This is a genomic window from Vicinamibacteria bacterium (genome assembly GCA_035570235.1).
Taxonomy (GTDB): Bacteria; Acidobacteriota; Vicinamibacteria; order Fen-336; family Fen-336; genus DATMML01.
Genome location: DATMML010000132.1, coordinates 1 through 24,433 on the forward strand (window position 1 = coordinate 1; position 24,433 = coordinate 24,433).

A 24,433-nucleotide genomic window follows, 5' to 3' on the forward strand; every position below is an offset into this window, starting at 1 on the left:
CGTGGCATCCTGACTCGCCCACATGACGGGCGCTACGGCCAGGAGGGCCGGAAGTAAGGCACGTGGAGCGTCGAGACCCCCGCCGACGTTTGGCGGACGCCGCGGGAAGCGTGAACGGCACATTCAGGACGCCGACTCCGACCAGGTCGCGCTCGGTCGTCTGGACGGAGGCGTGCCCGAGGAGGAACTGGACTGCTCGAGGGCGCCGCCGGAGAGCGGGCAGAGTTTCGCGCAGGTCCGGCGCAGGTCGTGCCGCAAGAGTTGCAGACCGAGGTCTGCCGCGTACTCCGCCACGATGCCGAGGACGGCCGTGGTGGAGAGCTTCTCCCCGACGACACTCCCCCACCGGCTGACGGCCCGGAAGATCCTGCCCGCAGTGATCCCGGCCGCCTCGATCCACGCCCGGAGGGCGCTCTCGACCCAGTCCGGGACGGGCGCGTCGTCCACCACCGTGATCAGCGTCCGCTTGGCATCCTCCAGGAGCGACAGCCACGAGTGCCGGCTCCCGTCCAGATGCAACATCTCCCCAAAGCTCCCCTTCCTCTCCCTCCTCCTCCGGTGACGACCACGTGCCTTGTGCTTCATCACCAGCCCCGCACCCTGCAACGCCGCCTTCACAAACGTGTACGACACCTTCACTCCATGCTCCCGACACGCCGTTTGAAAAAAGTGCCTCACATTCCAGCCCCGGTACCGCTCCCGATACAGCCTCAGAAGCCTCTTCACCTCCTCCACAGGTACGCTCCTCGGCGATGGACTCCGCCGCCGCCGGTCAAAAAGTCCCTCATATCCCCACTTATCCAAACCACACCGGTACCGCCTCATGGTCCGCATGCTCACGCCCAATATCTCCGCCGCCCGAAAACCAGTGGATCTCCCCAGACAGCGCCCGCAACACGACTTCCTGAATCTTCATCGCCCGCTCCCAGGCAGCTTCGCTGTACCCCATCCCCCCCTCCCAGGAGCCCAAGACTGGGGTACCCACGCCGCCGCCCAAAAACGGTCAATTCACTTGCTCCAAAGACCGGCCAAATCATGTGCTCTCCACACGCTGCGGCCTGCGGCCTTGACGCCCGCCGAAGGCGCGTGCTAAAAGCGACTGGTTCACCACGCCGACTAGCCCGGGCCCCCAACCGAATGAGTTGTCGCTTTTCCGGGCTGAGGAGTGGATTCACAAGCCCTGGGTGACAAGCGTGGGCATCACATCCACCGCCGCCAGCCGCAACGACCGCTTCAGGGAGCTGGTGAACCCCGCCCGCCATGTCTACCGCACCCAGTTCATCATCCGCGACCCCCTGACCGGCCACGGGAACCCCATCTCGACCACCCGGCTGAGCGCCAAGGGCATCGGCTTGAGGACTAACGAGGGCAAAGTGGAAATTGGGGTGATGTCTGCTTTCCAAAGGAGGCCCGCGTGACAAACGGCAAGCTCGGCCGCCGTGAGTTCGTGAAGTCGGCGGTGGGAGCGGGGGTGGCCCTCGGGGTCGTGGGCCGTGCCGCCCCCGCCCATGCCCGCGTGGTTGGTGCGAACGACCGCATCAACGTGGCCGTCATCGGCAACGGCGGCCGGGGGGCCGACCTTTTGCGGTGGGTCATGGAGACGGGGGGCCAGATCGCTCCGACGTCGCCTCCTTCGATGGGGCCCCCTCCGGTCCGTAAGGAGCCAGACCCCGCTCTGGCCGCCCAGGTCGTGGCCGTGTGCGACGTCTACGCAAAGAGGAAGGACGCGGCCGCCCAGTTCGCCAAGTGCGATTCCGCCCTGGACTACCGTCAGATCCTGGACCGCTCCGACGTGGACGCCGTGATCATCGCGACCCCCGACCACTGGCACGCCCGCATGGCGCTGGAGGCCATGGCCAAGGGCAAGGACGTTTACCTCGAGAAGCCGGTCACCCACACCGTAGAAGAAGCAAAGAGCGTGGCGGCGGCGGTGAAGAAGACCGGCCGCATCTTGCAGGTTGGCTCTCAGACCACAAGCTCCGACCAGTGGTGGAAAGCGCGCAAGGCCATCCAGGACGGAATGATCGGGAAGCTCCTGATGAGCCAGGGCTCCTACCACCGCAACTCGGACAAGGGCGAATGGAACTGGACCATCGATCCGGACGCGGGTCCGGAAGGAAAAGGGGCCGACTTCGTGGATTGGAAGATGTGGCTGGGCGACGCTCCCCCCCGGCCGTGGGATGCCGACCGCTTCTTTCGATTCCGCAAGTACTGGGACTACTCGGGCGGGATCGCCACCGACCTCTTCTACCACGTGCTCGCGCCCCTCAACATCTGCTGGGGCGAGCCACAGTTCCCCCGCCGAGTGACCGCGAGCGGCGGGATCTACGTGTTCAAGGACGACGGGCGCGAGGTCCCCGACACATTCACGCTAACCGCTGACTACCCGAAGGGCCATAGCCTCGTGCTCAGCTCCTGCATGGCCAACGACGCGCACATCCCCGGGCTCATCCGCGGCCACGAGGGGACGATCGTGATGGTCCCCGACGGTAAGTTCGAAGGGCGCGTCGACTACATAACGGTGACGCCGCAGCCCATCGCCAAGGAAGCCTTCAAGAACCGGCACGGCACCATCGAGATGAAGATCGAGACCGAGCCGCGCGAGTCGCACATGGAGAACTTCCTCCGCTGCGTGCGGATGCGGCAGACGCCCACCCTTGACGCCGACACCGCCTACCGGGCCATGGTGCCCATCGGCATGGCGGTGCAGTCGTACCGCGAGGGCCGGGTGCTCTATTTCGACGAGGCCCAGGAAAGAGTCGTCCCTACCGTGCCAAGAACGTAGGCTACGGCACGGAAAAAGGCGCTACCCAGTCTTGCAGTTGGGGTGCGAGCACTTCCGCCGAGGGGTAGAAGAGCAGGATCGGGTCAGCTCTTCTCGCCGAAGGTCTGCTCGACGCGAACGCGCGTTCGCACCTTGACCCCGTTTTTCTGGGCCGGGGTGTAGCGCCAGTCCTTAACGGCGGCGAGAACCGCATTATCCAAGATCTCTCCCGCCGACTCCACGACGCGCAGTTCCGCGGGTTCGCCCTGTTCCGTCACCGTCATCTCGACTGCGACCGTCCCCCGGAGCTTCAGCTTGCGGGCGGCATCGGGGTAGGACGTGGTCTCACCCGAGATCTTCTGGGGTGGAGTTACATCGGGACCCGGTTCCAGGAAATCCCCCTCCCGGATCCATCCCAGGCTCCGCAGGTGCTCCTTCAACTCCGCCGCGCTCTTTTGGGAAACCGAGAGCCGACCGAGCAGAGGAATCCGGTCGCCCGCCCTTGCCTGCACGGTCTGCACCCAGGGAACGTACCCCTTCCGGGTCATCTCCACCCGGTGCTTGCCGGGGGGGAGCGAAAGGGTCGCGATGGGCGTCGTCCCCCTGGACTGACCGTCGACGGCCACTTCGGCTCCGTCAGGGTCCGAGTGGACTTGAAGGATCGCGCTCACAGGCTGCAGGGTGAACCGCAGGGGCATTCCGAAACCTCCCGCGGGCACGTCCAGGGCCAATTCCGCGGAGGAGAACCCCGCGAGAGCGACCCGAATGGCGTGGCGACCGGGACGCACCCCGGCAAGAGTAAGCGGTGACTTCCCCGCCTCCGTGTTGTCGACCCAGACTTGGGCACCCACGGGGTCGGTCGCGACCTCGATTCCACCCCTCCGGGCCGGCGACAGAGCTTCCGCAAATGGCTGGGAAGGGGCGGTGCCCCGTAGCGCGATTACAGCTACCACCCCCGCGAGGACCAGTGCTCCAACGCTGAGGAGGGGCTTCAGCTGGCGCGAGAGCAATCGTGGAGACGGGGCCGTCGCAGGCCGGGGCGCACTGCCTGACGGGAGCCCCTTCAGATCATGGGTTGTGACATCGCCCACCGCATGCGGCTCTCCTTCCGACGGGAAGGGAGTCTCGGGCATCGTTGCCGAGATGGCGGCGTCGGCGCTCCGTCGGCCCAGCGCGGCCACGAAGGAGACGCCGCTCGGGAAGCGTACGCTCGGGTCCTTGGCCAAGGAGCGGCGGAAGACCTCATCGAAACGCGGGGGAAGCGCCGGGTTGTAGGACGAGGGAGGAGGAGGATCGACATTGACCACACTGTGGACGATCTGGGCGATGGACTCCCCATCAAAGCACTTCTTCCCAGTAAGCGTCTCGTAGGCCACCACGGCAAGGGAGAAGAGATCCGTGCGCGCTGAGGCCCCGCTGGATGTGATCTGCTCAGGAGCCATGTAGGAGGGTGAGCCGACGAACTCGCCCGCCGCCGTCATCGCGGTGGAGGTGAGATGGGCGACCCCAAAATCCATGATCTTGGGGCGCCCATCGGGCAGGATCATGATGTTTGAAGGCTTGATGTCCCGGTGGATCGTCCCCTTGCTATGGGCGTAGTCGAGACCTTCGGCAACCGGGCCCAGAATACGCAGTACCTCGGCCAGCTCGAGACGACCCGCCAGCTGAAGATGCCTCTGAAGGGTGACGCCTTCCAGGAGTTCCATCACGAAGAAGTCGTCGCCCACGTCGAAGACGGTGGTGATGTAGGGGTGAGCCAGGTTACCCGCGGCCTGGGCCTCCCTGCGGAAGCGCTTCATGTACTCTTCGCCCCGCGTGCTGGTGAGATACTCGGTCTTGAGCGTCTTGATTGCAACCACGCGCTTCGCCATGGGATCGAATGCCCGGTACACGCGACCCATGGAGCCTTCGCCGACCAGGCCCAGGACTTCGTAGCGCCCAAATGTGGTGGGAACGCGAACCTCGCGTGGTCGTGGCGAGTTGGGCTCCGACCCGGATCCGCGGTCTTCGCCGTCGCCTTCTGACACGCCTACACCCCAGTTCTGCGATAACCGTTGGCTCTAAAGGGAAGTCCTCGACGTCCGATCGGCCAAGGGGCTAGGAAGGTGATTATGCTCTTTAACCAACGGAATATCCATCCTCACGCGACTCTGATGCCCCAGGGATCTCGCCGGTTTCAGGGTTACTCACGCCGGGCGATGGCGAGCGCCTCAAGCACACGGTTGCTCCGGCCACCCCCGAGGTGAGCTCCCAGCCGGCTCCAGTCCTCGAGCTTCGAAGGGCAGTGGAGCGCAGGGAGCTGGATCGGCGACCCGGCTCCAGGGGGGGCCGGGCGTTTTGCCCATTCCGGGGCCCGGGGAATTTACGGTCGAAGGGCCGGACGGACGCGAGAAGGCATTACACCCGAACTTGAGACTCTTTGTCAGACGTCGTGGACGTCATCCCTATCTTTGGATCGGGGCACGTCATAGCCCCATCCCTTCCCGGGCTGAATGAGCGCGTCGAGCAGGCGGCGAGCCGCCGCGGCGTCCACCGGGCCGGAGAATAGGTAGCCCTGGGCATAGTCACAACCCATAGTCTGCAAACGGCTTAGTTGATCCTGTGTCTCAACGCCCTCCGCCACGACGTCCATCCCCAGCCGGTGCGCGAGTGTCACGATGGTGCGCACGATCTCCAGCTTTTGGGGGCGGAAATCCATCTCGCTCACGAAGCAGCGGTCGATCTTCAGGTGATTCACGGGCAGGTTGTGGAGGTGGCTCAGGGACGAGTATCCGGTGCCGAAGTCGTCGATGCTCACCTCAACCGCCAAATCCCGGATCCGAGAGAGGGTAGCGCCGGCGGCGACCGCGTCCTCCAGAAGCACCCCCTCAGTGATCTCGAGGCGTAAGTTGCGAGCCTCCATTCCGGTGGTGCGCAGCGCCGCCTGGACCTGGTCCACCAGATCGCGCTGCAGCAAGTCCTTCCCGGACAGGTTGACGCTGAGCTCGAGCGGGCGCTCCCCAAGACGCTCCCTGCTCCAGGCCTGCGTCTGCCTGCACCCCTCTTCGAGAACCCAGCGGTCGATGGGCAGGATCAGCCCCGTGTCCTCTGCCACGGAGAGGAAATCCGCGGGTGGCAGCAGGCCGCGCTCGGGATGGCGCCACCGCACCAGGCCTTCGAACCCCGCGATGTTCCCAGCCCCCAAGGCCACGATGGGCTGGTAGTGGAGCTGGAATTCGCCCCGCTCCAGCGCACGGCGCAGTCCCATCTCTGTCTCGAGCAGGGCAACTTCCCGTTCGTGCATGGCGTCGTCGAAAACCTCGAAACGAGCGCGTCCCAGGGCTCGGGCTCGACGGAGCGCGGTGTCGGCGTCGCGGAGGATGTCCTCCGGCCGCCGGTGGGCCCTCGAGGCCAAAGCGATCCCCATGCTGGCCGTCGTCACCAACTCGCGGCCACCGAAAAGGAAGGGCTCCGCCAGAGCCTCCTGAACCCGCTGGCCCCTGATCGTCGCCTCTTGGCCATTCTCCACCTGGTCAATCAGGACTGCGAACCCGTCTCCCCCGAAGCGTGCGACAAGGTCCGGCGGCCGAACGGCAGACTCCAGCCGGCGGGCGATGGCGGACAGGATCCAGTCGCCGGTAATGTGGCCCAAGCTGTCATTGATGGCGCGGAAACGATCGAGCCTGAGCAGCAACAGGGCGAAGGGTTGCCGGCCTTGCTGGAGGCCGGCGAGAGCATGCTGGAGTCGCTCCAACAGAAACGGCCGATTGGGAAGGCCGGTGAGGGCGTCGTGACGGGCCACGTGATGGAGTTTCTCCTCGGCGCACCTTCGCTCCGTGATGTCGACGGCCACGCCGACCGCGCCCCTAAGCTCGCTTGAGGGACCGCGGAAGGGCTCGACGTGGGTCTGGAACGCCCGCCCCTGCCACGTGAAGGCGAAGTCCACGTCCTCGCCCCCGAGCGCCCGAAGGTGGGCGGCGATGGGCGGGAAGGCAGAGTCCGCCGTGTCGAAGTACTCGTAGAGAGTCCTCCCCACGGCTTGGCAGGGCTGCAGACCCAGCGGCTCGAGCCCCGCCCCGCGGGAGGATGTGATGCGGAGGTCGGTATCCGTGGACCAAAGCACGGCCGGCAGGAACCCAGTCAGGAGGCGCATGCCCGGGCACTCGCACTTCACGCCGTCCAGCTCAGCGGCCGTCGCAGGTGAGACGTCGCCCTGCCGACGCTTCGACGAAGAAGGCCGTCGCTCCACGCGGCACCTCCCTTCGCGGCCCGGGGCCGATGGGCCTCAAGCGTTTCTCTGAACTGCTTGGCCAGGTCGCCTCCGATCCGAAGGAGGCCCCGTGCTCCGCGTCCCCAGGGGTTGCGCTCCCCGGTTCGCTTAAGGGCAGGCGTGAGGTCGCCTACGCGACCCCATCTGTACGCGTTCCCAACCTACGGCCCCCTACGGATGCCGTGCTGTGAGAGTGGTCACAAATAGCAGCAGGCCTTGCGCGCCCGTGCGGGCGATCACCCTCCGTAGCCTGCCGACGGAACGCATTCCGATCACCAACCGGTTGCGTCGTTATTCCGTCCAGTAGAGGGGGTTCGAGGCCGCAAGCAACTTTCCGAACGCCGGCTCCGGGAGGGCCTCGCTGAAGACCCAGCCCTGAATCTCGTCACACTCCAGCCCTCTGAGGACGTCCAGTTGAAGTTGGGTCTCGACGCCCTCGGCGACCACCCGGTGGCCAAGATTGTGGGCCACCTCGATGATCCGCCTCACGACGCCCGTCTCGCGAGGCTCCCGTCCGAGGCCGGTGACGAGAGGCCGGTCAATCTTCAATCGTCGGATAGGGAGCCCGTTGAGGTAGCCGGGCAGAGATTGCCAGGCGCCAACATCGTCGATGCTGATTCCGATGCCAGTGCTCACGATGTCGCGGAGCACAGGAACCGTGAGGTCGAGATTCTGCCGGGCCGCATTCTCGCTAATCTCGAGCTCCAGACGTCGCCGAGCCAGGCCAGTCTCATTGAGGATCTCCTCAAGGGTCGTTCTGAGACGGGACTGCTGGAACTGTCGCACAGAGACGTTCACGGAGATCCGCACCGGGGGGAGCCCTCGGTCGCCCCACCCTCTGGCGTCGCCGCAGGCCTTTCGCAGAGCCCACTCACCCATGGGTACGATCAGGCCCATCTCTTCGGCCACGGGCAGAAACTCCGCGGGAAGCAGAAGCCCCCTATCCGGGTGAAGCCAGCGCAAGAGCGCCTCCGCCCCGACAATTCGGCCCGTGGCGAGCTCTACCTGGGGCTGGTAAAAGAGGGCCATTTCCTCGTGTTCGAGAGCCATGCGCAGGCGGTTGTTGAGATCCAAGCGCTCCAGAGTGTGTCGCTGCGCGGCTTGATCGCAAATCTGGTAGGCGTTTCGCCCCTGCTCCTTGGCCAGGTACATGGCTCCGTCGGCGTTCTTCAGGAGCGTACCCGCATCTTCACCATCCTGGGGAAAGAGGGCAATCCCGGCGCTCGTGGTGACGTGCAACTGATGACCATTAACCCGGAACGGCTCACCGACACGGCTCAGGATCTTCTTCGCAACGCCGGCGGCCTCCTCCTTGTGCCGCACGCTGACAAGAAGGAGAAGAAACTCGTCTCCCCCGAGGCGCGCCACGGCGTCCTCCTCACGCACACAGTCTCTCAGCCGCGCGGCCACGTCCTGCAGGATGCGGTCGCCAACCGCGTGGCCGAGGGTGTCGTTGATCTCCTTGAAGTGGTCCAGGTCCAGCCACACGACCGCGAAGCCCCGGCCGCTCCGACGGGCTTGGGCGAGGGCCAAGTGAAGCCGGTCCTTGAGAAACATCCGGTTAGGGAGGCCCGTCAATGGATCATGGTAGGCGTGGTACTCAATCCGCTCCTCGGCCATCTTGCGTTCGGTGATGTCGATCAGGGTACCCTCAACGAGATCCGCTCCGTCTTGTCCGGGAATGAGCGTTTCGTTCTCGAGCGCCCACACGCTGGTGCCATCCCTTCGCCGGATGCGGACCTCGAAGTTCGTGAGGGAGCCCTTCTCCTTGAGTCGAGCCAGGAAGGCTTCACGATCCTCCCGGTTGAAGAAGAGGTCCCACGCGGAATGAGCCAGGACCTCCTCACGCGAGGAATAGCCCAGGATGCGGGCGAAAGCCTCGTTACACTCGAGCAGTCGACCATCGAGCGTCGCCCGGTACACGCCCGCGAGATTTCTCTCGAAGAGCAGGCGGTAGCGCTCTTCGGAGGAACGAAGCGACTCTTCCGCTCGCTTTCGCTCGGTGATCTCCTCGCTGCAGGTCACGATTGCGATGGTGCGACCGTCGGATCCGATGAGAGCGTCCGAGAGGAGCTGTACAGGGAAGATGGTCCCGTCCCTACGCACGTTGACCGTCTCGCGCTTCCAGCTCTTCAATTGCTCGGGCTGTCCCGCTGCCGGCCGCCACTGCGGTGGCATGAAGGTTCTCACGTGCTTCCCGATGAGTTCCTGGGTTCGGTACCCGTGCATGGCGGCCTCGGCGGGGTTTGTGTACAGGATTCGGCCGCTGGCGTCGGTGATCGTGACACCGATCTTGACCGTCTCCACTGCCTTCTGGAGACGCCGCAACCCCTCCAGCGTCCGCTCGCGTTCCATGAACTGGCCGATACGGCTACTGATGTCGCCTACGATGTCGATGATCTCTTGTCGAAGGGCACGGGGCTCGCGGCTGTATAGCGCCAGGACTCCCACGACATCGTTGTCAATCCGCAAGGGCCAGGCCAGAGCCGCCTGGAGACCGGCCGCGGCGGCCCTGGTCTGGCCGAGGGTGCCCGCCGCTGCATCGAGCCACACGTACCGTCCTGACTCCCAGACCTGCCCAGGGAGATCCTCTCCGCGGGTGATGGCCTCGTCGGGCCTCGCTGGTTCCTCGCCCTTTTCGGCCTCAGGGGCGGGCCAACGGGCCTCCGGCCGCAGCGCACGAGTGTCAACGTCAACCAGCCACAGCTCGCCGAGGTCCCACACGAGGCCCTCGCAGAGCGTCTGGAGGAGCCCCGGGGCCGCGGCGCGCAAGGTCGGGGCCTCCGTGAGGAGCCGCGTGATCGCAAACTGCATGGCCAGGCGCCGTTCGGCTCGCTGCTTCTCTGTGATGTCACGGGCGATAGCGGAGGCGCCGATGACTCGACCGTCAGCGTCCCGGATGGGTGAGACGGCAAGGGACACAGAAACACGGCTGCCACCTTTCCGGACGCGAACGGTCTCGAAGTGCTCGATCCTCTTCCCATTCCGGATCCTCGCGAGAATGTCAGTGACCTCATCGGGTCGGTCAGGGGGAACGAGGATCGAGATGGGCCGCCCTTCCACTTCTGCGGCCGCGTACCCATAAAGCGCTTCTGCCCCCAGATTCCAGCTGACGATGGTCCCGTCCAGCGTCTTGCCGACGATGGCATCCTCGGAGGAACGCACGATCGCCCCCGCCTGGGAGAGGGCGATCTCCGCCCGCCTCCGCTCCGACACAGTGGCGGCCACGGCCAGGGTTGTGACTCCGGTGACGCCCATGAAAGCCTGCAGGAGCAGGAGCGTCTCGTTGGGCGACTGCCTCCCGAAGGGACCGTTGCCCTGGACGGCGCCCCAGATCGCGATGCCCGAGAGCAATGCGGTGGCCGTGGCTGCCTCGCGCGGCTCGAAGCGGAACGCCGCCCACAGGAGCGGCGGGAGAGCGATGAATGCCAGGGGGTAGTTCCTCGTCCCGAGGGCGAGCAAGCCGTCGAAGATCACGAGGCCGACCACGACCAGCGAAGCCACGAGCAGAGCGGCCTCGATCGCCCGCCCACGATCCCAGCGCGGACGCGCCGTCGTGCCCCAGAGTAGCAACAGGGGTGCGATGACCAGTGCGCCTCCCATGTCCCCGAGCCACCATGTGAACCAGATCGACCCGTAGTTGGCCCAGGGCGCATATCCCCCCAGGGACAAGCTCGTGACCCCAAACGTGGCGCTCACGGTTGTCCCCACCAGGCCCGCCAAAGCGGCGAACTTGAAGACGTCCGGTGGTCTATCGAAAGCTCGCAGTCCCCCGGCCAGGCGGCGGACAAGCCAGGCACCCAGGACCCCCTCCAGCGTGTTCCCGGTGGCGATGCCCAAAGAGGTCAAGGCCGAGCCCGCAGTGGTCAGGTTCGCTAGGAAAGCACCGGCGAAGACCCCGGGCCAGACACGAAGGCCCATGCCGAGGAAGGCCGCGAGCGCGATGCCCGTAGGCGGCCAGACGGGCGTGGCGCTCACATGGAGGAATGCCAGCTTGAGCCCCAGTTTGGCAGAGATGAAGTAAACGGTCGCGAGGACTGCGACCGCTCCAAGCTGGGACAGGCGATGCCGCAGCACCTCGCGAGGAGGTGGTGTGCGGCCCGGAAGGAGAGGATTGACCACCTGCGCCCCTTGACCCGCCGTTGCGGCGGGAGAGACTCCCTCAGTGGCTGATCATGCTCGGCGAGAAGAACTTACGCCCGCGCGTGGGCGAGCACGAACCCCCGAGAAGCCTATCCCTTTTCTGGATAGACATCTCCTCACCATAACAATGGCTTTTTTGGCCAGCACTTCGTAGTGAGCAGGATCACAGGCTTAACTTACTTGTTAATAGGGCTTTGCGTTGTCGCTGGAGAAGGGAGGCTCGTTTACTCGCGGAACGCGGCTCGAGGCAACCGCGGGATCTGAGCCACCCCTCCGAAACGGGCCGGCTCTGGGCCGCAAGCAAGCAACCGACACAGACTTAGCGATTGGAGGGTCCCCCCTCTCCCTCCCAGCGTTCCAGGTCGTTCTCCCCCACGGTCTCTTCGGCGAGGGGAGGCATTCTTCCCTCATGAACCTCTTCCCGGGCCGGGGCGGGATTCACCGCGCCGTTCAGGACCGCCCCGTCATGCATCCGGAGGCGCTCGACCCGGAAAAGGCCCTTGGCACGGGCCGTCTCCCGGAGAACCAGGATCCCGGCACGTATCTCTCCCTCGAACGTCCCTTCGACGTCCACCCGACTCGATCGAACCTGGGCTCGGGCATCTCCTCTCGGGCCGATTCTGAGCTCACCACTGAGCTTGACGCTGCCCTCGAAACGGCCCAAGACCACCAAGTCCTTTCCTACCACCTGACCTGAGAGAAGTGACTCCTCAGCAACAACGCTCGCCCCATCGGCATCATTTGCCACTAGATCCCCTCTCCGGTCCCGACAACCGGACCCCTCTGTACCCGAGACCAGTCTAAAGCCAGGCTGGTAGCCAGCCCTTGGACGCCTACACCCAGGACCCCTGAATCGGAATAGTGCAACGGACCTCCCCTGACCGGGTCCTCGTCTACGCTGGTTGAGAAAACTGGAGGAACAATGGCCCAGACTGTTCCGGTCCGCGAACTGCCCATCCCACACCTCAAGGACGACTCCCCCGAGTCGTGTCCTGTGACCGTCGAGGAGCTTGTCCGGTATCTCAGGGCCAAAACCGAAGCCAAGGCCATCACGACCAACGATCTTATCTTCATAAGAACGGCTCAGGTCTACGAGTGCGGCTATTGGGTTTGGCGCTTTGGAGATCGGCAGCCCCAGGGATACGTGCTCGTGATGCGCGACCCCGAGGGTGACGCCTGGATCAGTTGCTACTCGAGCACGGCCAATCTCGACCCCCAGCAGATGCTTCTCGCCGACTACCGGATGGCCCTACAGGACAACTAAGAGCGTGGGAAGCTGTCATCACGGTCCTGGGCGGGGGTCCCAGGAGGTCGCCTCTTGGTCTCGAGCGTCCCCAAGGCATCTCTTCTCGTGGCGGCGGGGGCGGGGGCGCCTTAGCGGCGCCCCCGTTCTCACGCTCTGCACGAGGTCCTATTTCGGCTGTGACACCACCCGCAGATACGGCTTCAACGTCTTGAAGCCTTGCGGATACTTCTTCTTGGCGTCCTCGTCGGAAACCGATGTGGGAATGATGACGTCCTGACCCGGCTTCCAGTTCACCGGGGTCGCCACCGTGTACTTTGCGGTTAACTGAATCGAGTCGACCAGACGCAGCACCTCATCAAAGTTGCGCCCGGTGCTCATCGGATACACGAGCATGGCCTTGACCTTCTTGTCGGGCCCGATGATGAAGACGGAACGAACCGTCGCATTCTCGGCCGCGGTTCGCTTCCCGCCGCTCGCGTTTGGATGAATCATATCGTAGAGCTTCGCGACGGTAAGTTCGGCGTCGCCGATCAGGGGGTAGTTGACGGCATGACCCTGAGTCTCTTGGATGTCCTTGACCCACGCCTTGTGGTCGCTGACAGGATCCACGCTGAGTCCGATGATCTTAACGTTGCGTTTCTCGAAATCGGGCTTTAGGCCGGCCATGTATCCAAGCTCGGTCGTGCAGACGGGGGTGAAATCCTTCGGATGCGAGAACAAGATGACCCACTTGTCCCCGATCCATTCGTGGAATCGTATCTTCCCCTCGGTGGTCTCGGCGGTGAAGTCCGGTGCTTCGTCACCTATGCGTACAGCCATGTTCGACCTCCATTTGGCTCCCCGGTCGGGATACTCTCGTCGCCCCCCCCGCCGGGCTACTTCCCGATCCAAGACAATCCGGGAGTCACGGTTGCGGGTCTTGGATACCAAAATCCTAGCACAACCCGAGCAAGATACTTCGCCGGCACTCACGCAGTGGGACATTGGAGCGCTTGACCGAACGCGACCCCCGGCAGCCGGTTGCGACCAGCAGAGGCTGCCCAAGGCTATCGGACCTGCCTCGGCGTCGGTTCGTGGTACCGTGGCATCCTGAGTCGCCCACATGACGGGCGCTACGGCCAGGAGGGCCGGAAGTAAGGCACGTGGAGCGTCGAGACCCCCGCCGAAGTTTGGCGGACGCCGCGGGAAGCGTGAACGGCACATTCAGGACGCCGACTCCGAGTAGGAAGGAATGCGTACGATATGGATTCAGGTGTCAGGCTCGCCGCCGCGGACTGGCTCACAGAAATCACAAAGAGGAGGCACCCGGTGATCGCTCTCACGCTCATGTTGGCCTTCGTCGGCCTTGAAGCCTCGCCCGCTCCCGCGAGTCCTGCCCCCCACGTCCGTTCCTTCTGGAAGGGTATCGTCGGTAACGGCTATGCCGTCCCCGCGGGGGAGTCTCCCGCCGCATTGATCCAGGAACTCTCGGGATATCTCGGGTCCCCCGACCGGGAACTTCGTGACGAGTTTGCCTACGCCATCCCGGTCCAATGGATCTACCGCGACAAGCGCCTGGCCCCGGGGGAGCTCCGAGGTCTGCTGCAGCTGTGGTCCGCCAACCTGGAGCTGGGTCTGGGAGACAGCGGCAACGACACCGTCCTCCTCCGATCCTTCTCGACGCTCGACCTTTCGATCCTGGCTGCGTTGGACAACGAACGGCCCTTTCTGACGGACGCCGAGTTCCAGGGGCTTCTTGCCCAAGGGCTGAGGTATCTCGAGAAGGAGCGCGACGTCCGGGGATACGACGAGCGCGTGGGATGGATCCATGCGACCGCCCACACCGCGGACCTGCTCAAGTTCCTCTCTCGCAACACAAAGCTCAAGGCCACGGACCAGAAGCGGATCGTCGAGGAAATCGCGGCCAAGCTGGAGGGCGCAGGGTCGGTCTTCACCCATGGCGAGGACGAGCGCCTTGCCCGCGCGCTCCTCTCCCTCGCCCGTCGTCCCGATTTCGATCCCTCATCACTTCTAGGGTGGTGCCAGCGTCTCAAGGCTGCAGAGACCAGCCTCCGGGATGCTCCGGTCTTCGATCACGACCGCTTCATCGCCCTTCAGAACGAAAAGAACTCCCTCAAGAGCTTGGCCGTGCTGCTCGCCGGGGAGAAGACTCTCACCGTCGCCGGTAAGGAAGTCGAGGCAAGTCTCATCGCCGTGTTGGTCGGCTAAGGGAAGCGACCCATACCCCGTTGGGCGGGGCGGGCTGGCCAGGCGTTCTCCTGTGGCCACGATTCAAGGAGGCTCGCCGGGTGGGGGCCGCAGAGCCCCTGCAAGCTCAGCGCTTTCGTCTCGCTCTGGCGCGCGACTTCGAACGCCGCGTCTTGCTCATTCGAGGCGGCCCGACACCACCCGAGGGCAGGGTGGCCACCAGCCTCTTAGGCGCCACGGCGCGGTAGCTCTCATCGATCCACTGCCGGAGGACTGGGAGCGGGGGCTTGTCACGCGAGCCGAAGCGCGAGGTCACCCAACCGCTCTTGCCCAAGTTGTAGCCGGTAGGAGAAGCGAAGGGGAGACTCAACGCCAGGCTCGCTGATTGCGGCAGCTTGACGCTCATGTGGAGGCCATCGCTCGCAACGCCCAGGAAGACGAATACCTTCTTCCCGACCTTGATCACGCTCTCACCCCAGGGGAAATCCTCGTAGGCGGATGGGTAGGAGAGCGCGAATCGACGCAGGATGGCCTCACCTTGTTTTGCGCTGCTCATATGTGCCTCTCCCCATCATGCACCTCTCTTGGTGCCTGGACCAGCTCCAATTGGGGGCCGTGCGATGGTGTGGTCGGGCACTCTTTCGGCCCTTCACTTCACCCAGAGCACCGGCTGCCGGATGAAGAAGTTCCGAATCACCTCGTCAACGCTCGAGTCCGCCCTCAGGGTCTTCCACAGCTCCACGTACGTCGGCTCCCGAAAGGCCCGGCCCGCGAAAAGCAAGCTCGCCTGGCGCATCGGCCACTCGGTGTCGTATGAGACGTCCGAGGGGAACGGCCAGCCCTTACGGTCGCGGATGTAGGGCACCATGAACGCCATCGCTCGACGCATCCCCCGCCCGTCGGGGAGCTCGAAACTCCAGAGGTCATCTTCCGGTAGCGACAACAACTGGGCAATGGCCGCCAGCGCCTCCAGATTGAAGAGGGAATAGGAGTAGGGTTTCGTGCGCCTCGTCTCCAGGGGGAAGCTGCCATCGGCGGCCATTTGGCTCGGCAGGAGGACGGTCTTGAAGCGGCTGCGACAGTAGTCCGTCAACTCCTGGTTGTTCGTCAGGCTGGCGAAGGCCGCGACCTGCATGACCCAGCAAGTGCCGTGATTGTTCTTGGCCTCGCGCTCCTCGAGCCCGTTCGCACTCGTGGTGAGCCAGCGGAGATAGTCCGCGAACCACTGACGGACGCCCTCGTGCTCAGCTCTCGTCAGTCCGGGGGCGCCCACCAGCGTCTCGACCGCGCGCGCGACCTCGACGAGGTGGATCGTGTCGATAACCCCGGTCCCACGCCCGCTGACCCGGCCGTGGATCGCCTGCGCGTAGCGGAGGTGGGGACTCATGCGCGTGGCTTCCTCAAGGAACCATGCGCGAAGGTGAAGGGCGGCGTGGGTCGCGTAGCGAGGGTCTCCCGTCAACTTCCAAGCCGCGGCCAGGGCGGGGACCTGGACGCTCAGACGCATGAGGGCACGGCGGTGATCAACGAAATTGTGCGGGTTGGACAGGCCGTCGCGTTGAATGTAAGGCCCGTCTGGATGCCCGGGGTCCGGCCACCAATAGTCGCCCTCAGAGAAGAAGTCGTGGACTCCACCCGCACTCCGCTCGGACCCGGAGCTTGTGACTGTATCCGGCGGCTGGGTGAGATAGGCGTGGGCCGCCTTCAGGATCCGCTCGCGATCGAAAGCTGGGAGATCAAGAGGTCGATCCCCCGCCCCTGGGCCAGCCAACGCGAGCACAACAGAAGGAGCGAGGAAGAGCGGGATCAAGAAGATCTCTCTAACTAACGGTCATGGTTGGGGCCGGTGCGGTTCGTTCCTAGACTTGTCCTTCAGGTGCTGGAAATAGGCAACCGCTTTTAGGCGTGGCACCGCCCCGGACCCTGTCCTTGGTCAGCGGCCGGAGCGTGCCAGCATTTGCGATTTTGCCACCCCCCACAATCGTGCATATATCACAGGGGACATCCTGCGGAGCAGCGCGGAGCTCTAAGGCCCCGCTTCCTAGCCCAAGTTGCCGACCGTCGTCACGGCAGGTGGATCTCAGGGATCGGCGCCCCGGAGAAACGCGGCAATCGCTGAGCGCACGAACTACTTGGGGCAAGCCGCTGCGCCACGCTATAGCGGATGGCGGCAGTACTCCCCCGCTTCTGGGAGGGCATTCTTCTCGACCCACCAGGGGTGGATTTCCCCCACCAGATGTCCCTCCTTCACCAATGGGTCGCTAGTGGTTAAGGCCTTCGCGTCCTCAAGCGAAGGAACCTGAAACAGAAAGATTCCGCGCAAATCGCCGTCGTCTCCGAGCGGCCCGGCTACGATCAGCTTCTTCGCACGCCACATGGAGCGGATATTTGCCAGGTGGGCCTCCTGCAAGGCGGTTGCGTCGTGTGACGCGTTCCAGTGTGGCCCTTTTCTGAGAAGGACTATATAGACTGTGGTCATCCGGTCGGATCTCACGTCTTCCACGGTGTGACTCGGTCCGTAGCCCGACGCGAGACTGAACAGGACGGCCAGGCCCACTCTTCTCATTGGCCAGGGGAAGAGGCGGCCGGCCCGCGGCCAAACTTCTGAGTGGCATAACCAACAATGGCGCCGGCGAGGCTACCCGGAAGCATGATCTCCAGGTAGTAGTGCCTCTTGGTGAGCGCATCCGGCTGGGAGGCGACCCAGTAGGCGAACAGAAGGCCCAACACGAGGCCGAAAGCAATACCCAGGGGCAGAGACCGTACTTTGCGGGCGAAAAAGCCCGCGGCGAGGCCAACGACGAGCCCTTTGACCGTCGATCCGACGACGATAAAGGCGATCTCGGGGGCGACTTCAGGGGCGGAGACTAGCGCGCTGAGACCATCGAAAACGCCCAGGAGCGCACCAACGATGACGCCGAGCAGGGGTTTGTTCACCTTTCCATCCTCCTTCAGAGCTTGGGTTCCTTCTCTTCTTACGTTTCGGCTGCGGTTTCTTTAGTTGCCGAGAAGGAACTGCCCAAAAACGCGAGTCAGCGTAAAACAGCCCTATTCTGCCGCAAACATCGGGTAGCCCGGCGGCTTGGTCCTCCGGGTCTCAGTGGAGTCGAGCCAGCTCTCTCCCGCTCGATCCTGTCAACCCTGAGGCCTTGGTCTTTGCCCGCAGCCTGACGCTCCCAAACCCGACGAAGCCCAGTCACCGGTGGGAAAGCTCCCTAGGGAGCCGGCCGCTCTGCCCAAAGACGTCCGGCGCGCAGGTATGCATATTTCGTCCGGCAAGTTCTCGCTTCGGTGATAGTCACTGCTGGTGATGTCAGTCACATAATTGACTTGGCAACGCTAGTAGAACAGAGTGATACGGTAGGACAAGGCTCAGCTACTGGTCAGGGCCTCTCTGAACAGGTATCTTTATTGACACTGAAAACTCCGGGAAGCCGGCATCGGCAACCCGGAACTCAACGAATCCGCCACGCCGATGAAAGCTCAGGGTGCCTCTGGGTCTCCTCCGCCCAGAGTGAGACCCGGCGTCCATCCTGGGACGACCGCTTGTGCAAAAGGAGAACGATGACGAGGAACGAGTCGGGCTTCACTTTGATCGAGCTTTTGATCGTTGTCGCGATCATCGGGATCATCGCAGCGATTGCCATCCCCAGCCTCCTCCGCGCGCGCGTTTCCGCCAACGAGGCTGCGACCGTCGGCGACATGCGGACACTCATCTCTGGCCAGGCGGCCTACCAATCGTCTAACTCTGGTTTTTACGACGGCGATTTGACCTGTCTCGTGACGCCGGGGAACGGCGCTTGCATTCCTTCTTACCCCACGAACGCGCCGACGTTCCTGGACAGCCAGCTCGCCTCCCAAAACCCCAAGTCGGGCTACAGCCGAAGCTTTCTCGCCGGAGCCGTGCTGGCTCCCCTGCCCGCGTATGCTTCGCCGACCAGTATCGGCGCCTACGTCTACGCCGCCACTCCGGTCAGCGTCGGCCAGACGGGCGTTCGGGGCTTTGGCAGCGATTTCTCGGGGCTCATCTGCTACACACCATCGGGCGCTCTCGTAGGGGTGACGGCCGACCCCCAGCTAGACATCACTACCTGCACGCCCCTCCAGTAGACACGCTCCCCAGCCCAAATCCAGAGGCTTGGGTACCAGGGCGAGTCTCGTCCGCGCCGTCGGAGGTAGGCGCGCAGGCGCCCCGGCCGACAGGGGTCTCGATCGGCCTGCTTCGAAGAAGGGCCTACGAATCAATGCCTTAGCGCGAGCCCTCCGCCGTGGCCCCACCGGCGCCGCCCCTCACCCCGCGTGGGCTCCCCACAAGCCAGCGCGACGACTACAATCCGTACACGTATTGGAGGCGGCACCCATGGAAGCTCGGCACCTCGAGGGCATCGCGAGCCTCCAGCAGCAGCTTGGCCGGGTGATCCTCGGGAAAAGCGAGGCAATCGAGCGGCTCGTCGTATGCCTGCTCGGCGGGGGCCACGTTCTCATGGAGGACGTGCCGGGGGTGGGCAAGACCACCCTCGCGAAAGCTCTCGCCCGTTCGCTCGACGCGGACTTTAAGCGCGTGCAGTTCACCCCCGACCTCCTGCCCACGGACATTCTGGGCTCCTCTGTATACAACCCGAGCGATGGGGGCTTCTCCTTCAAGGCCGGGCCCGTCTTTACCAACGTCCTCCTCGCCGACGAGATCAACCGCGCCTCCCCCCGGACCCAGTCCGCGCTCCTCGAAGCCATGAGCGAGCGGCAGGCCTCGATCGAGGGCACCACCCATCCCCTCCCGTCGCCCTTCTTGGTCATCGCCACCCAGAACCCGGCCGAGTTTCACGGCACCTACCCGCTGCCCGAAGCTCAGCTCGACCGCTTCGCGATGCGCATCGACCTCGGCTACCCTACGGCCGAGCACGAGGTAGACGTGCTCTTCAGCCAGGCCCACCACCATCCCCTCGACGACGTGGTGACCGTCCTCGACGGCGCGACCGTGGAGGAGCTGCAGGCCCAGGTGCGGGCGGTGCGCGTCGAGCGGGGGATCGGCCGCTATGCGGTGGCCCTCGCCGACGCCACTCGCAACCACCCATCGCTGAAGCTGGGTTGCTCCCCGCGCGGGGCGCTCCTGCTCTTCCGGATGACGCAGGCCCATGCCTTCGTGGCCGGCCGGGACTATGCGATTCCCGAGGACCTGAAGGCGGTGGCCATCCCCGTCTTGGCTCATCGTCTCAGCCTCGACACCAAGGCGAGGTATTCCGGCATCCTGAAGGAAGACGTGGTCCGCGAGGTGCTCGACCGGGTCTCGGTGGGGGTTTAGGAGCGTGGCGGACCCTAGGGCCGGGCGCTGGACGAGGCGGAGCGCGCTCGCGTCTCTTCTCCTACGCTTCGTGCGCGAGCGGCTCACGGCCCGCGGTCGCTACCTCCTGGGCGCGACCGCCGCCCTAGCTCTCCTGGGCCTCGACACTCTGCGTTCGCAAGTGTTCCTGCTGTTCGCGGCGGCCGCCGCCACTCTTCTCGTCGCCCTGGTCTTCACGTTCTGGCCCCCGCCCCGCGCGCGATTCGAGTGCCCCCTGCCCGCACGAACCACCGCCGGCCGTTCCTTCACAGTGCGGGCGCGGGTGAGGAGTGCGCGGGGCGAGCTCCCCGACCTCCGCCTCTCGCTTCGGCCGCGGTCGGAGGACGAGAACTCTCTGGTGGTCCGCCCCGCGGAGGCGCTCCTCGCCGCGGGCACGGAGGAAGCAACCGAAGTCTCGCTCCAGATCGAGGCCCTCCAGCGGGGGCGATATGTCCTGCAGGGGCCTTCCTTGCGGGCGACGGACCCTCTCCGCCTCGTGACCGGCCGCGCCTCGCGTCTCCCCGACCAGGCGCTCATCGCGTACCCGCGGTTCTGGCGGATGCCGGAGTTCGCAGTGCCCCTGGGCCGGCGCTACCAGCCGGGCGGCATACCGCTCTCCTCGAATGTCGGCGACGCGGTCGAGTTCGTCGGTACTCGGGACTATCGGCAAGGCGACCCCCTTCGCAATATCCACTGGCGCTCATGGGCCCGCCGGGGGGCGCCGGTGGTGAAGGAGTACCAGGAGGAGTACTTCTGCCGGATCGCGATCGTGCTCGACACGTTCCTGCCGAAGCGGGTACGCTCCGGGGACCGGCGTGCCTTCGAGGCAGCGATCTCGGTCGCGGCATCGGTCGCTGACTTCTTCAGCCGAACCGAGCACGTCGTGGACGTGCTCGCCGCCGGGCCGATCCTCTACGAGGTGAGCGCGGGCCGCAGCCTTGCCTACCTCGAGAACATTCTCGACGTGCTCGCCTGCATCGAGCCCTGTCCCGAGCCACCCTTCCGGACGATCGCCCCCGCGCTCTTCGAGAGACTCGGCCAGGTGACGACCGTGGTGGCGGTCGTACTCGACTGGGACGAGGCGCGCCAGGGCTTTCTGAGCCAGATACGTGCGCTCGGAACCGCGGTCCGTGCCGTGGTGGTCCACGAGGGACCAACCACCCGGCCCTGGGAGGGAGTGAGCGACGAGCTGGGTTTCGTGGAGCTCATGACTCCGGACTACATCGAGCGGGCTTTGGCCGCCGAGGGCGCGGCGTGATCGAGCGTGTGCGCCGCCTCGATGCCAGGGAGGCTGCGCTCGTGGCCTTCGCCGTGGCGGGGGCCGCCGCCTTCGCGTGGGGTCGGGCCGAACCGCGGGCGTGGCTGCTTCTGCTCCCCTTTTCTGCGGCGGCCGCCTTTCGCATCACGGCCGTTCCCGCTCCGCTGCGCGGGGCCTCCGAGAAGGTCGCCTGGATCGCCACCGGCCTATTGGGAGGGGCGGTCTTCTACTGGCTCGCCTCGCCCGAGGGTCTGGGCCAGCCCGCGCCCCCGCTACCGGCAGCGGCCGCCTACGGGGCCCCGCTGCTCTCGGCGATTTTCTTGGCCGGGCGCTCGGTTTGGCCGCCCGCGCGGGCGCTGGTGCCGGCGGTCCTCGTTACCACCGTCGTGGGAGCCTCCCAGGCGCGCAGTGCCCGGGCAATGGAAATCGCGGTCGCCGCCGTGGCCCTGGGCGCCGCGTTTCTACTGCTGAACGACAAGAGACCGGGGCCCGCCTCCGCGCGGCGTTGGCGCCTGGTCCGGTTCGGTCCCTTCGCCCTCCTGGTGGGGGTGGTCGGCGCGGCAATCGCGTGGGCCCTCCCGCGAGCACAGCCACGTGTGATTCAGGCGGCCGCCCAAGCAGCTTTCCCCGCGGGCACATCTCGGTTTTCCCCGGAGGCGAGGCTTGGCGGCACCGAGGAACTCACGCTGTCGTCCGAGGTGGCGATGCGGGTCTGGACCGATCGGCCGCAGAAGCTGCGGGCCTGGGTCGCCACGCGGTTCGACGGCGCGACCTGGCTTCGCACACGCAGCGCAGTGCGCCCGGTGTTCCCCGCCCCGTCCACACCTCCGGCGGAACTCGTAACGTGGCTCGCGGAGGTACCCGGGGAGACATTCCTGGTCACCTCCGAGCAGCGCGAGACATCTCCCGCCATCCCGCTGGACAGAGCTCGAGTTCTGCTGGTCGGTGCCATACCCGGCTCCATCCCCGCCCCTCGGGGGTTGCTCATTGTCCGCGTGCGCACGGAACGCCTCGGGATCGACCCCTCCGGACTTCTGACCCCGGCCCTGGCCCCGGATAGCCTCTACGCCGTGCTGAGCGGCACACCGGGCCCGGAGCCGGCGCCCGGGCCGGACCTGGTCGCTCTGCCCGCCGACACAGACCCGCGCCTCGTGGCCTTGGCCGAGAGCCTCGGCGGGGGCGCGGTCACGAACGAGGAGCGCGTGGAGCGCACCGTCCGTTACCTCCAGACGCAGCTGCGGTATTCGCTTTGGGTTGGGCGGTTCCGGTCGCGGCAGTTCGTGGCGGAGTTCGTGCTCGAAAAGAAGCAGGGGTGGTGCCAGTACTTTGCGACCGCGGCCGCGGTGCTGCTCCGACTGCAGGGAGTGCCCACCCGCTACGTTTCGGGGTTCCAGCTGAGACCCCAGCTTCTTCGCGGCGGGCACTACGTGGTGCGCCAAGCCGATGCCCACGCATGGATCGAAGCTTGGCTGCCGGGCCGCGGCTGGGTGGAGGCGGACCCGACGCCGGGCGCGGGTTACAACCGCGCGCACGGCGAGCCCGGCGGAGGCTGGCTCCAGGAGACCTGGCACTGGCTGTGCGGTCTCGGCGGCCTCCTCCTCGCCGTCGACTGGAAGGCCGTGCCCGGGTTGCTCTGGAGGGAGGCGCTGGCCCTCGCCACCCACGCACGGGTGCGAACCGGGCTGTCCGCGACGGCCGTGCTGCTGCTGATCGCCATCGCGGTGTGGATGTTCCGGTCGTCGCGGGCCACGCGTGCGCGCCATGGCGTTGCTCCTACCTCCTCCGGGTTCGAGCTCGCACCCCTCCTCGACCGCCTAGACGGGCTCTGGGCACAGCACGGCGTCCCCCGGCCCCCGAGCCGCGCGCCACTCGAGCATCTGAACCAGATGCCGACCGGCCACGCGCCGGCTCCGCTGATCGAGGTGAGCCGTGAGATCGTCGAGCGCTACTATCGCGCCCGGTTCGCAGGTCAGACGGCCGGCCCCGACGAGGTCCGCGCATTGGAGTCGGCCTTGGACAGTCGCATCCCATCCTAGCCTCGCCGGTGTACGCTAGGGACTCGGCCGCCGAGGACGGACCGCGGGCGCCGGTCCCGCGACGGGGCGAGCTGAACGGCGGTCATGCGGCGCGGCAAGGCACGCATGCTTTCGATCGAGGGGCAGCTGCTGGAAAGAGGAACGGCGGCGCAGGGCGTGCGACTCCCTGCCTCCCAGGGCACACGGTCTTGACGGCGCCCCGGGTGGCAGCTCTCCTCGGCCCGCTCGGGATCAGCCGGTCCTGGGTTTGGGGCTAGACACTATGGTCTCAGCTGCTACGCTCGCGCAGTGGGTCGTGGACGCGAGGGGCCGCACCTTTGAGCTCGTGGCCGACCTCGACGACCACCAACTCATGGGAGCTCACCTCCCCATCGTCAACCCGCTCCTCTGGGAGATCGGCCACGTAGCCTGGTTCCAGGAGAAGTGGGTGCTCCGTCACGCGCTGCACGAACCGCCGATCCGCCCGGACGGCGACGCGCTCTGGGACTCCGCGGCCGTGGCCCACGACACGCGCTGGGACCTGCCGCTACCCACTCGCAAGGACACTCTCGCCTACATGACCGAGGTGCGGGACCGCGTCCTCGATCGCTTGGCCCGTTCGGGAAGCGACCCCGGGCTCCTGTATTTCGCTCTCTATACGGTCTTTCACGAGGACATGCACGACGAGGCTTTCACCTACACGAGGCAGACCCATGGATATCCGGCCCCGCGCCTCTCGGGCGCGGCGGCCGTCCCGGCGGAGGCGGGTTCGCTCGCGGGCGACGTCGAGGTTCCCGGCGGGGGGCTGCTCCTCGGGGCCACGCCGGATGAGCCATTCGTGTTCGACAACGAGAAATGGGCTCACCCGGTCACGGTCGGGCCCTTCCGGCTGGCCCGCAGCCCCGTGACTCAACAGGAGTTCGCGGCCTTCGTCGGTGATCGCGGTTACGGTCGCCGGGAGCTGTGGACGGACGAGGGTTGGAACTGGCGCACCACGCTCGGGGCCGAGCAGCCTGTCTACTGGCGTCGCGACGAGAGGGGTTGGGAGCGGCGCGACTTCGACCGGTGGGTCGCCCTCGAGCCACATCGCCCTGTCCTCCACGTGAGCTGGCACGAAGCCATGGCCTACTGCCGCTGGGCGCGGCGCCGCTTGCCGACGGAGGCGGAGTGGGAGGCGGCGGCGGCTCTCGATCCCGCCACGGGCACTAAGCGCCGCTTCCCCTGGGGCGACACACCGCCGGCCCCGGAGCAGGC

General features: G+C 65.8%; 19 protein-coding genes. 10 read left to right on the forward strand and 9 right to left on the reverse strand.

Annotated elements, in window-relative coordinates; genetic code table 11:
- Window positions 1–123: 123 nt before the first annotated feature.
- Window positions 124–639 carry a hypothetical protein gene (locus VN461_22960; GenBank protein HXB57640.1) on the reverse strand — a complete coding sequence of 172 codons (516 nt, stop codon included), beginning with the start codon at window positions 637–639 and terminating at the stop codon, window positions 124–126.
- Window positions 640–1,193: 554 nt separating this feature from the next.
- Here VN461_22960 and VN461_22965 point away from each other — a divergent pair.
- Together VN461_22965 and VN461_22970 are read left to right on the forward strand one after the other, a co-directional pair.
- Window positions 1,194–1,418, forward strand: coding sequence for a hypothetical protein (locus tag VN461_22965; GenBank protein HXB57641.1), 225 nt, complete (start codon window positions 1,194–1,196; stop codon window positions 1,416–1,418).
- Window positions 1,415–2,785, forward strand: coding sequence for a Gfo/Idh/MocA family oxidoreductase (locus VN461_22970; protein HXB57642.1), 1,371 nt, complete (start codon window positions 1,415–1,417; stop codon window positions 2,783–2,785). The genes VN461_22965 and VN461_22970 overlap by 4 nt, the downstream gene beginning before the upstream one ends.
- Window positions 2,786–2,868: 83 nt before the next feature.
- Here VN461_22970 and VN461_22975 read toward each other — a convergent pair whose 3' ends face one another.
- The 3 genes from VN461_22975 to VN461_22985 all read right to left on the reverse strand — a co-directional run bounded on the left by VN461_22975 (window position 2,869) and on the right by VN461_22985 (window position 11,135).
- On the reverse strand, window positions 2,869–4,791 hold the full coding sequence (locus tag VN461_22975) for a TonB family protein (GenBank protein HXB57643.1): 1,923 nt from the start codon (window positions 4,789–4,791) through the stop codon (window positions 2,869–2,871).
- Between the two features lie 395 nt (window positions 4,792–5,186).
- On the reverse strand, window positions 5,187–6,896 hold the full coding sequence (locus VN461_22980; GenBank protein ID HXB57644.1) for an EAL domain-containing protein: 1,710 nt from the start codon (window positions 6,894–6,896) through the stop codon (window positions 5,187–5,189).
- Between the two features lie 408 nt (window positions 6,897–7,304).
- Window positions 7,305–11,135: a PAS domain S-box protein gene (locus VN461_22985; GenBank protein HXB57645.1), complete on the reverse strand. Its 3,831-nt coding sequence runs from the start codon at window positions 11,133–11,135 to the stop codon at window positions 7,305–7,307.
- Between the two features lie 430 nt (window positions 11,136–11,565).
- On the opposite strand from VN461_22985, the gene VN461_22990 reads away from it, so the two are divergent.
- Window positions 11,566–11,853 (forward strand): hypothetical protein, encoded by a 288-nt coding sequence (locus VN461_22990; protein HXB57646.1) that lies wholly within the window; start codon window positions 11,566–11,568, stop codon window positions 11,851–11,853.
- Window positions 11,854–12,078: 225 nt separating this feature from the next.
- Window positions 12,079–12,420, forward strand: coding sequence for a hypothetical protein (locus VN461_22995; GenBank protein HXB57647.1), 342 nt, complete (start codon window positions 12,079–12,081; stop codon window positions 12,418–12,420).
- A gap of 147 nt (window positions 12,421–12,567) precedes the next feature.
- Here the strand turns inward: VN461_22995 and VN461_23000 are convergent, their stop codons facing one another.
- Window positions 12,568–13,221 carry a peroxiredoxin gene (locus VN461_23000; protein HXB57648.1) on the reverse strand — a complete coding sequence of 218 codons (654 nt, stop codon included), beginning with the start codon at window positions 13,219–13,221 and terminating at the stop codon, window positions 12,568–12,570.
- Between the two features lie 489 nt (window positions 13,222–13,710).
- Here VN461_23000 and VN461_23005 point away from each other — a divergent pair, with 489 nt between their 5' ends.
- Window positions 13,711–14,610, forward strand: coding sequence for a DUF2785 domain-containing protein (locus VN461_23005; protein ID HXB57649.1), 900 nt, complete (start codon window positions 13,711–13,713; stop codon window positions 14,608–14,610).
- A gap of 106 nt (window positions 14,611–14,716) precedes the next feature.
- Here VN461_23005 and VN461_23010 read toward each other — a convergent pair whose 3' ends face one another.
- The 4 genes from VN461_23010 to VN461_23025 all read right to left on the reverse strand — a co-directional run bounded on the left by VN461_23010 (window position 14,717) and on the right by VN461_23025 (window position 17,526).
- Entirely contained in the window at window positions 14,717–15,145 is a 429-nt protein-coding gene (locus VN461_23010) for an MmcQ/YjbR family DNA-binding protein (protein ID HXB57650.1), read from the reverse strand.
- 93 nt (window positions 15,146–15,238) lie between these two features.
- Window positions 15,239–16,399 carry an alginate lyase family protein gene (locus VN461_23015; protein HXB57651.1) on the reverse strand — a complete coding sequence of 387 codons (1,161 nt, stop codon included), beginning with the start codon at window positions 16,397–16,399 and terminating at the stop codon, window positions 15,239–15,241.
- A gap of 345 nt (window positions 16,400–16,744) precedes the next feature.
- Window positions 16,745–17,146, reverse strand: a complete 402-nt coding sequence (locus VN461_23020) for a YciI family protein (protein ID HXB57652.1) — start codon at window positions 17,144–17,146, stop codon at window positions 16,745–16,747.
- A 5-nt stretch (window positions 17,147–17,151) separates the two neighbouring features.
- Window positions 17,152–17,526, reverse strand: coding sequence for a hypothetical protein (locus VN461_23025; GenBank protein HXB57653.1), 375 nt, complete (start codon window positions 17,524–17,526; stop codon window positions 17,152–17,154).
- Between the two features lie 627 nt (window positions 17,527–18,153).
- Between VN461_23025 and VN461_23030 the strand changes: the two genes are divergently transcribed.
- The 5 genes from VN461_23030 to VN461_23050 form a co-directional block, all read left to right on the forward strand.
- Window positions 18,154–18,699, forward strand: coding sequence for a prepilin-type N-terminal cleavage/methylation domain-containing protein (locus VN461_23030; protein HXB57654.1), 546 nt, complete (start codon window positions 18,154–18,156; stop codon window positions 18,697–18,699).
- Between the two features lie 250 nt (window positions 18,700–18,949).
- Window positions 18,950–19,888, forward strand: a complete 939-nt coding sequence (locus tag VN461_23035) for a MoxR family ATPase (GenBank protein ID HXB57655.1) — start codon at window positions 18,950–18,952, stop codon at window positions 19,886–19,888.
- 4 nt (window positions 19,889–19,892) lie between these two features.
- A complete protein-coding gene (locus tag VN461_23040; GenBank protein HXB57656.1) occupies window positions 19,893–21,164 on the forward strand; it encodes a DUF58 domain-containing protein in 1,272 nt (423 codons plus the stop codon).
- On the forward strand, window positions 21,161–23,200 hold the full coding sequence (locus tag VN461_23045; GenBank protein ID HXB57657.1) for a transglutaminaseTgpA domain-containing protein: 2,040 nt from the start codon (window positions 21,161–21,163) through the stop codon (window positions 23,198–23,200). Before VN461_23040 ends, VN461_23045 begins: the two co-directional genes overlap by 4 nt.
- A 262-nt stretch (window positions 23,201–23,462) precedes the next feature.
- Window positions 23,463–24,433: SUMF1/EgtB/PvdO family nonheme iron enzyme (locus tag VN461_23050; protein ID HXB57658.1), on the forward strand; the 971-nt coding region annotated here is incomplete at its 3' end.

Bases quoted from the DNA above. Each gene is read 5' to 3' on its own strand.
- VN461_23000 (HXB57648.1), bottom strand. From the start codon at position 13,221: ATGGCTGTACGCATAGGTGACGAAGCACCGGACTTCACCGCCGAGACC.
- VN461_23030 (HXB57654.1), top strand. From the start codon at position 18,154: ATGACGAGGAACGAGTCGGGCTTCACTTTGATCGAGCTTTTGATCGTT.
- VN461_22990 (HXB57646.1), top strand. From the start codon at position 11,566: ATGAACCTCTTCCCGGGCCGGGGCGGGATTCACCGCGCCGTTCAGGAC.
- VN461_23010 (HXB57650.1), bottom strand. From the start codon at position 15,145: ATGAGCAGCGCAAAACAAGGTGAGGCCATCCTGCGTCGATTCGCGCTC.
- VN461_22995 (HXB57647.1), top strand. From the start codon at position 12,079: ATGGCCCAGACTGTTCCGGTCCGCGAACTGCCCATCCCACACCTCAAG.
- VN461_22980 (HXB57644.1), bottom strand. From the start codon at position 6,896: ATGCGCCTCCTGACTGGGTTCCTGCCGGCCGTGCTTTGGTCCACGGAT.
- VN461_23035 (HXB57655.1), top strand. From the start codon at position 18,950: ATGGAAGCTCGGCACCTCGAGGGCATCGCGAGCCTCCAGCAGCAGCTT.